The sequence below is a fragment of the Streptomyces canus 299MFChir4.1 genome, assembly GCF_000383615.1.
In the GTDB taxonomy this organism is placed as follows: Bacteria; Actinomycetota; Actinomycetes; order Streptomycetales; family Streptomycetaceae; genus Streptomyces; species Streptomyces canus_C.
The window spans coordinates 41,242-48,399 of record NZ_KB911599.1; the positions used below are offsets into that span (position 1 = coordinate 41,242).

The 7,158-nt window shown below is 70.5% G+C and carries 7 protein-coding genes and 2 pseudogenes; 5 read left to right on the forward strand and 4 right to left on the reverse strand.

The features are described 5' to 3' along the window. The first annotated feature begins 40 nt into the window (after positions 1–40). Together H293_RS0130850 and H293_RS55355 are read left to right on the forward strand one after the other, a co-directional pair. Positions 41–874 (forward strand): helix-turn-helix domain-containing protein, encoded by an 834-nt coding sequence (locus H293_RS0130850; RefSeq protein ID WP_020121685.1) that lies wholly within the window; start codon positions 41–43, stop codon positions 872–874. Then, entirely contained in the window at positions 871–1,050 is a 180-nt protein-coding gene (locus H293_RS55355; RefSeq protein WP_078612700.1) for a DUF397 domain-containing protein, read from the forward strand. The genes H293_RS0130850 and H293_RS55355 overlap by 4 nt, the downstream gene beginning before the upstream one ends. On the opposite strand, the pseudogene H293_RS52955 reads toward H293_RS55355, so the two are convergent. Continuing rightward, positions 1,012–2,183, reverse strand: a pseudogene (locus H293_RS52955) (MFS transporter); the annotation flags it as partial. The gene H293_RS55355 and the pseudogene H293_RS52955 overlap by 39 nt on opposite strands. A 73-nt stretch (positions 2,184–2,256) precedes the next feature. Between H293_RS52955 and H293_RS0130860 the strand changes: the two are divergent. Beyond that, on the forward strand, positions 2,257–3,261 hold the full coding sequence (locus tag H293_RS0130860) for a winged helix-turn-helix domain-containing protein (protein WP_020121686.1): 1,005 nt from the start codon (positions 2,257–2,259) through the stop codon (positions 3,259–3,261). Next, positions 3,258–3,761, forward strand: a complete 504-nt coding sequence (locus tag H293_RS0130865) for a glutathione peroxidase (protein WP_020121687.1) — start codon at positions 3,258–3,260, stop codon at positions 3,759–3,761. The genes H293_RS0130860 and H293_RS0130865 overlap by 4 nt, the downstream gene beginning before the upstream one ends. Before the next feature lie 158 nt (positions 3,762–3,919). Here the strand turns inward: H293_RS0130865 and H293_RS0130870 are convergent, their stop codons facing one another. The 3 genes from H293_RS0130870 to H293_RS0130880 all read right to left on the reverse strand — a co-directional run bounded on the left by H293_RS0130870 (position 3,920) and on the right by H293_RS0130880 (position 6,307). Then, a complete protein-coding gene (locus tag H293_RS0130870) occupies positions 3,920–4,111 on the reverse strand; it encodes a DUF397 domain-containing protein (RefSeq protein WP_007382715.1) in 192 nt (63 codons plus the stop codon). Between the two features lie 201 nt (positions 4,112–4,312). Further along, complete coding sequence (locus H293_RS0130875) at positions 4,313–5,182, reverse strand: helix-turn-helix domain-containing protein (protein WP_020121688.1); 870 nt, start codon at positions 5,180–5,182, stop codon at positions 4,313–4,315. Positions 5,183–5,551: 369 nt separating this feature from the next. Beyond that, entirely contained in the window at positions 5,552–6,307 is a 756-nt protein-coding gene (locus tag H293_RS0130880) for a GOLPH3/VPS74 family protein (protein ID WP_028808344.1), read from the reverse strand. A 208-nt stretch (positions 6,308–6,515) separates the two neighbouring features. Here H293_RS0130880 and H293_RS60430 point away from each other — a divergent pair. Then, positions 6,516–7,158, forward strand: a pseudogene (locus H293_RS60430) (D-alanyl-D-alanine carboxypeptidase); the annotation flags it as partial.

Below are 7,158 nucleotides of genomic sequence, written 5' to 3' on the forward strand. Positions count from 1 at the left end.
AACGGGTGAACGTACGCCCCGAAATGGGGAGTTCACCGGCATGAGCAACAAGAGCCTCAGTACGCGGCGCCGGAAGAACGCGACCGCCGTGAAGATGGTCGGGTCTCTCGTCGGCACCTTCCGGCGGGCGGCCGGTCTCACCCAGCGGGCCCTCGCCGACGAGGTCGCCGTGGACGAGGAGACCATCGCCTCCGTCGAACAGGGCAGGCGCACGCTGAAACCGGACCTCGCGGCCCAGCTCGACGAACTCCTCGACACCAAGGGGGCGTTGTCGGTCGCGCTGGAGAACATGCCGGAGATCGACCTCTTCCCGCGCTGGGCGGAGGAGTACATCGACCTGGAACGGGAGGCGCTGGCCCTGTCCTGGTACGACAACCAGGTCCTGCCGGGCCTCCTCCAGACCCCGGCGTACGCCCGCGCGGTGTTCCTGAACGACGTGCCCGCGCTGACGGAGGCGGAGATCGAGCAGCGGGTCGCGGCGCGCACCGAGCGCCAGGAGATCCTGGAGCGCCCGGAGCCGCCCACAGTCAGTTTCGTCATCTCCGAGGTGACCGTGAAGGACAGACTGGGCGGGAGCGAGGTGCACTCGGAGCAGCTGGACCGGTTGCGTGAGTTGGCAGGCCTGCCCAGCGTCACCCTTCAGATCATGCCGGTCGGCCGTGGCTTCCACGCCGGGCTCTCGGGGCCGTTCATCCTCGTCGAGACGCCTGATCACCAACGCGTCGGATACGTCGAAGGACAGCTCCACGGCCGGATGGTCGCTGATCCCGACGAGGTCTCCGTGCTGGAACGCAAATATGCGATGCTGCGGTCACAGGCGCTCAACCCGCAGGAGAGCAAGAGCCTGTTGGACCGTTTGCTAGGAGACTCATGAGCACCGCACTTCAGTGGTTCAAGTCGAGCTACAGCAGCGAGCAGGGCGGCGCGTGCCTCGAAGTCGCCGCCTCACCCGGCACCGTCCACATCCGTGACTCCAAGGACACCCACGGCCCCACGCTCACCGTCACCCCCGGCACCTGGACGTCGTTCCTCGCGCTTGCCCAGCGCTGAGAGCGTCAGGGTCACGGCGATCGACGCGGTCGCCATGAGTGTCATCGCCGTGGCCGGGGACGTCAGTTGGGCCAGGGTGCCGACGAGGGCGGCACCGAGGCCCTGGAGCGCGACCATGCCGGTGGTGTGCAACCCGAAGGCCTGACCGGCGAGTTCGTCGGGCGTGAGGGACATCAGGCGTTCCTGGAGAACCAGCGAGGCGGCGAAGCCCACCGCGGCCACGGTGACGGCCAGGACCGACAGCGCGAGACCGGGCCGTAGGAAGAAGAACAGGTACGGCACCGCCAGCAGCAGGCGCAGCGGGGTCGCGAGGCGGGGCCGCAGCGCGGGCGGCACCAGGCGGCCCACCGCCAGGTCGCCCAGGAACATGCCCAGCGCCCCGCACGCGTACATCGTGCCCGCGGCCGAGGGGGCGTAGGAGACGTAGAGCGATTCGCCGCCCACGATCAGGCCGTTGGGGACCCACAGGCCGAGGAGGGCCAGGCGACGGGGGCGCGAGGACCACAGCAGGGTGTTGGTGGTCCAGGTCGCGGAGAGGGACGGGCGGCCGGTGGAGCGCGGGGGCGGGCCGTGAGGCCGAGGCGGGTGACGGCGGCCGACAGCAGGTAGCAGGCCGCCGTGAGGAGCAGGCAGGCGCGCGGGGACAGGAGCGCGAGGAGCGCGCCGCCCGTCGCGAAGCCGGTGATCTGGATCAGGCCCCAGAGCATGTTGAAGACCGAACGCCCGAGGACGTAACCGCCCTTGGGGAGGATCTCGTTCATCAGGCCGCCGCGCACTCCCCCGCCCAGGGAGGCGACGAGCCCTTGCAGGAGCAGGACGACGAAGACCGCCCAGATCGGCAGGCCGGGCAGGGCCAGCACCGCCGTACCCGCCGCGAAGGCGAGGGAGACGACGGTCAGGGTCGCGCGCGGGGGCAGCCGGTCGGCGCCGGAGAGCAGGAACGCGGCCCCCAGCAACTGCGCGAGCTGGGGGCCGAACATGCTCACCGCCGAAAGCAACGGGGAGCCGGTGGCCCGGTAGACCAGCGTGCCGAGGGCCAGGCCGCCGATGGTCTGGGCCGCCGCGTAGGTGGCGAAGGAGAGGAGGAAGGGGGCGTAGTCCGGGGTGCGGAAGAGCTCGCGGTAGCTGCGCATGCGCAGGAGTGTCGTCAGCGGCCGGCGGGTGACGGTTAGTCTTTCGCGCGTCCGCGAAACGACCGGGGGGTTCATGGGCTGGTGGCAGGTCGACGGGGACACCCTCGTCCGCAGCCGGTTCATGGTCTGCCCGTTCACCGAGACCTTCGCGAGCCTGCGGCTGCTGCACCGGGGCACCGGCGCCCACCCGGGCGAGGATGCCTGGCTCCGTGCCCAGCTGCCCGGCTACCGCGCGCGCCTCGCGGCCGACCCGGTGACCGCGCTGCTGGTGCGCTCCGGGATGGGCACGTCCTGGATCGCCGACTTCCTCGCGCCCCTGCCACGTGACGGCTCGCCCCTGGAGGAGACCCTGGCGCGGATCCGGGCCACCGATCCCGCCCGGGCCCGCGCGGACGTCCGGGTCTCCCTGCGCGGCCCACTGCCCGCCGCCCTGGAGCGCGACGACCTCCCCGAGCGGGTGGCCGCGCTCCTCGCCCACGTCTGGACGGCGACCGTACGGCCGTACTGGAACCGTCGGCGGCAGATCCTGGAGGCGGACGTGGTCGCCAGGACCGCGCAGGTGAGCCGGGGCGGCTGGGCGGCCGTCATCGACTCCCTGCTGCCGGGACAGACGCGCTGGCTCGGCGACAACCGGCTCCAGGTGAACCGGCACGAGCACCCGCCCCGCGACATCCGCGGCGCCGAACTCGTCTTCGTCCCGGTCACGCCGGGGCGCGGCTGGGTGACCTGGGAGGAGCCGGGGCGGTACGCCCTCGTCTACGGCTGCGCGGGCGCCCTCGCCGACCCGGGCGCCCGGAGCGTGCCCGCGAGCCTCGGCACGCTGCTCGGTGCCGGGCGGGCCCGGGTGTTCGTCCTCCTGGACTCGCCGCTGAGCACCAGCCAGCTGGTCGCCGTGACCGGGCAGGGGCTGGGGTCGGTGGGGCGGCATCTGCGGGTGCTGCTGGACGCGGGCCTTGTGGAGCGGCGGCGGGCGGGGCGCTCGGTGCTGTATGTGCGGACGGCGGCCGGAGAGGTGCTGGTGGCGGCTTCGGGGGCCGGAACCGGGGATTCACCGAGCGGGGTTAGCATCCGCTCATGACGACTACAGATGGTTCCTCCCCCCTCGGCGTCGAGATCGGGGCCCTCACGGGCGGCTCCGCCGACCTCGCCCAGTACACCGGCAAGGCCGTCCTCATCGTGAACGTGGCCTCCAAGTGCGGGCTCACCCCGCAGTACAACGGTCTGGAGAAGCTGCAGGAGCGGTACGCGGAGCGCGGCTTCACCGTGCTCGGCGTGCCCTGCAATCAGTTCCTCGGACAGGAGCCCGGCAGCGCCGAGGAGATCGCTGAGTTCTGCTCGGCGACGTACGGCGTGACCTTCCCGCTGACCGAGAAGGTCGAGGTGAACGGTGAGGGGCGGCACGCGCTGTACGAGCGGCTGGTGGGCTTCGCCGACACGGAGGGGCACAGCGGGGACATCCGCTGGAACTTCGAGAAGTTCCTGATCGGGCGGGACGGGGAGGTTGTCGCCCGCTTCTCTCCGCAGACGGAGCCGGAGTCGGACGAGGTTGTGGCTGCGGTGGAGGGCGCGCTGGCGTAGCAGGCCGGGTGCGGGTTCGTCGTGGCCAGCCCCCACCGGCCCGCACCCGACACCCAACCCCACGGCCGAAGCGCCGCAGGCCCCCTCGGCAAGGACGGCGATCTGGTCGAGAGGGCTCTGTGGTGGTGCTTGTGCAGTTGTAGTGGTGTGGCGTGGTGTCACACCTTGACCGAGGCCACGAAGGCACTCCAGGCCTCGGCGGGGAAGGCCAGCTTCGGCCCCTCGGGGATCTTCGTGTCGCCGAGTTCGAGTGCTTCCTCTTCGGTCGACCTCACCATCAGGCACGCCCCGTTGGCGTTGGTGTAGGTGGAGGTCGTCCATGTGTCCAGGGTCCCCAGACGAATTGCCATATTCGCTCCGTAGCCAGATGCGCAGTGTTCGGATTACGCCAACCTTTACTGATCGTTGGCGTGATCGACGCTACTCGCCGGCCTCCTCTTTCGGAGCAGTCATTCACTCTTACGGCGGCATATTCCAAAGGACTCTTCCAGACGGACGAGGCCGGGGTGTACTATCCGGCCCGCCCTGTCCGGAAGGGGCTCAGAAGCGCTTCACCGGGCATACTCCCGGGCGTACTCCTTGGCGATGTCCTCGATCAGCTGACGCGACTGGTCGACGTTGAGCGCCTGCGCCCTCAAGTGCTCGTACATCACGGTGTACTTCTGCACGTCGTGCGCCTTCTCCAGGTACAGGTCGCTGGTGACGCCCTCGATGTAGACGACGCTGGAGTCCGCCGCGTCCGAGAACTCCAGGATGGAGTACTGCCCGCTGAGCCCGGGATGGGCGCCGACGTCGAACGGCAGCACCTGCACGGTGATATGAGGCTGCTGGGACATCTCCACGAGATACTCCAGCTGCTCGCGCATCACCTGCCGGCTGCCGACGACCCGGCGCAGGGCCGCCTCGTCCAGAACGACCCACAGCCGCAGGGGATCCCGCTCGGCCGCGACCCGGCTCTGCCTGCGCAGCCGTACCTCGACGCGCTTGTCGTTCTCCGTCTCCGTCGCCTCCGGCGCGCCGCCGCGCACGATGGCCTCGGCGTACGGCCGGGTCTGCAACAGGCCGGTGATGATCTGGGGTTCGTACACGCGCAGCGACTCGGCGTCGGTCTCCAGACCGATGTAGACGCTGTACGGGATGTCCCCGAACGCGTGCCACCAGCCCTGCTGCCGCGAGTCCTTGGCCATCTGCATCAGGGATTCGACGACCCGCTGGTCCTCGACCTCGTACACCCCGCACAGGTCGCGGACGTCGCGCTGGCTGATGCTGCGCCGGCCGTTCTCCAGCCGGCTGATCTTCGACTGCGACACGAGCAGCCGCTCCGCCACCTCTTCGGCCGTCATGCCCTTGAGCTCACGGAGCCTGCGCAGCTCCTGGCCCAGCCGGCGCCGCCTGACGGTGGGATTGACATTGGACGCCACGGGACGTGCACCTCCGGCTGCGTGCCTCGTTCTTGACTTTGCGTATCTGCTGTTGAGCAGACTGCCACCAAGGTGCTTATTACCGCTGGGAAACGGTGGATATGCGGTGCGTACACGTCAGTCGGGGACCACTTGGTGCCGTGGAGTCCGGGCGGGCCCGAACATGCGGCCGCGCGGGGCGGCGGAACCCGGCGGCGCCCGATGTACGGACGTCCGGTTCCGTCGCCCCGCGCGGACCAGCGGCTCCCGAACCGGGTCTTTGGGGACTGACGGTGCGGCGGCTGAGCGGTACGTGGTGCGGGTCGTGCGTGGTGCGGATCGTGCCTGGTGCGGTCGTGCTGCCGGCGGTGCGTGCCGTGGGACTGCGGCTCAGTGAGCCACGGCGCGCGCCATCGGTCCTCGGCGCGGTTGCATCGGAACGCCACGAGCGGGTTCCGGCGCGGGCCTGGCTCCGGGGGCGGCCTGACGGCCGGCCGGTGCCGGGCTACGACGTGGCTGTGCGGCCACGCCGTTCTGGACGTCCATCACGGCGTGCGCGACGAGTCCGCCCATCGGGTCGTGCCTGATCAGGTCCCGGAGCCGGGAGCGCGAGGAACGTCCCTCGTTGCCCGGATACAGGTGCTTGCCGAGGCCGACCGCGTGTGCCAGGGCGGCGAGCGCCGCGGTCCGCGGGTCCGGCGGTACGCCGGTGCGGATCGCCGAGTCCAGTCGGGACCTGATCTCCCGGCTGATCTCGTTGTCCGTCGCCTGGTAGCGAGTCGTCGGCAACACCCCGCACATCTGACCCGCCACGGCATGCACCATGCCGCACCGCTCCAGATGCGAGAGGTAGGTCTGGCGGAGCCCAAGGCGCGGCCCGCCGATCCAGTTCACTGCCCGCACGGGAGCGCCACGCCTTCGCAGCAACTCCAACGCGCAGTCCAAAGTCGGATCTCCTGTCGGCCGTGGGGCTACCACGGCGATACGATCCCCGTCTGGGGCTATCCGTCCGGCCAGCGCCAGCTCCACTAGCTGCGCTCCGGCCAGACCGAGGTCGAGCGACTGCGGCTGTGCGGTGGTACCCGTGGTCGGGTCCAACGCCAGCAACAGAAGCTCCTCCGGAAGTGTTCTGCGGCTCCTGCCCATCCATGCCTCCCCGCGTGGATGAAAGACAGGGTGACCCCTCTCACATTGGTCTGTCGAGGGTGCGTGACCTGTTTGTAGTGGAACCGGTAGGTATGTCGTTCTCGTCTACCGCTTGGGGCAGGGCCACACACAGGACACTGGTACATGGTTCGGACAGCGTGGTGTGGCGGCTGCCCGGGCGGCGATTCAACGGATCGGCAGGCGCAGGGTGACGGAAACCGATCACCTGCGGCACATGGAGGAGGCATCGGTGGCGGGCGAGTCCCCCGACAGGTCGAAGCAGCGCGAGTCGTCGGCAGAACCGACGTCGGGGAGCGCGAGTCCGGTTCCCGAGGCGAGGAGTTCCGCACCCGATCCCCGGCTCGCGGTGGCACGGGAGTCGATCTCTCTCGGAGGCGTCGACACGGCCACGAGGGTCTTCTCGGTACGTGATCTCCCGAAGACCGCCGACGAGAGCCCCGCAGAGGCTGGAACGGACGGTCCCGGCACCGGGGAGCCCGAGGACGCCCCTTCGGCCACAGAGGAGCGCCCAGAGGCCCCCGAGGACGCCTCACCGGCGGACGACGACCCGGCGACGGCGGACGGCCCGAAGGACGGGGGCCCGGCGGAGGGGCCGAAGGACTCCGGCACGGCCGAGGACTCGGGCTCCGGTGCGACTGAGGACTCGGACGGCTCCGGCACGGCCGAGGGCTCCAGTGCGGCTGACGGCCCGGACGACTCCGGCACTGCCGAGCGCTCGCCTGACGCGGGCACGGCGGAGGGGTCCGAGGACTCCGGGGCGGCCGAAGGGTCGGACGACGCGGGCACGGCGAAGGCTCCGGAGGACACGGACCCGGCGAAGACCCCTGACG

Coding starts and splice junctions, on each gene's coding strand:
- H293_RS0130870 (WP_007382715.1), bottom strand. CDS start 4,111: ATGGCAATTCGTCTGGGGACCCTGGACACATGGACGACCTCCACCTAC.
- H293_RS0130860 (WP_020121686.1), top strand. CDS start 2,257: ATGGGCTGGTGGCAGGTCGACGGGGACACCCTCGTCCGCAGCCGGTTC.
- H293_RS0130880 (WP_028808344.1), bottom strand. CDS start 6,307: ATGGGCAGGAGCCGCAGAACACTTCCGGAGGAGCTTCTGTTGCTGGCG.
- H293_RS0130850 (WP_020121685.1), top strand. CDS start 41: ATGAGCAACAAGAGCCTCAGTACGCGGCGCCGGAAGAACGCGACCGCC.
- H293_RS0130865 (WP_020121687.1), top strand. CDS start 3,258: ATGACGACTACAGATGGTTCCTCCCCCCTCGGCGTCGAGATCGGGGCC.
- H293_RS55355 (WP_078612700.1), top strand. CDS start 871: ATGAGCACCGCACTTCAGTGGTTCAAGTCGAGCTACAGCAGCGAGCAG.